Raw genomic sequence first — 595 nt, forward strand, 5'->3', positions numbered from 1 at the left:
CCGGACGGGATCGAGGCCGGACGGGCCCGACTCGCGGTAGGCCGCGTCGTGGCTGCGGTGGCCGTTTGCCGGTCCGCCGTGGCCGTAGGATGCGGCCCCTGGCCGGAACGCGGCCATCATGCCGGCGGCACCCGTGGTGGCGGCGCGGACGCCGGCATCGGCCAGTGCCTGTCGAATTGCACCGACGATCAATCCGCGCACAAGGCCGGGATCGCGGAAGCGCACATCGGCCTTGGCTGGATGGACATTGACGTCGACGATGGCCGGGTCGAGCGTCAGGAACAGCACCGTCACCGCATGGCGGTCACGCGGCAGGACGTCGGCATAGGCACCGCGTATGGCGCCGGCGATCAGCTTGTCGCGCACCGGGCGGCCGTTCACATACGCATATTGCTGCAGCGCGTTGGCGCGGGTGAAGGACGGGATCGACACGTGGCCGGTCAGATGCACGCCTTCGCGCATCGCATCGACGGCAATCGAATTGTCGGGAAAGTCGGTGCCCATCACCTGGGCGACACGGCGCAGGCTGCCTTCCGCGCTGTCATCCGCCGCCGGCAATTCCAGCGTCGAGCGGTCCGAGCCGGCCAGCGTGAAG

General features: G+C 69.6%; 1 pseudogene. It reads right to left on the reverse strand.

Going from position 1 to position 595, the window contains the following annotated elements:
* Positions 1 to 595: pseudogene (locus EN906_RS36425) on the reverse strand (DNA mismatch repair protein MutL); the annotation flags it as partial.

Origin of the sequence: Mesorhizobium sp. M7A.F.Ca.CA.004.06.1.1 (assembly GCF_003999135.1) — a bacterium.
Taxonomy (GTDB): Bacteria; Pseudomonadota; Alphaproteobacteria; order Rhizobiales; family Rhizobiaceae; genus Mesorhizobium.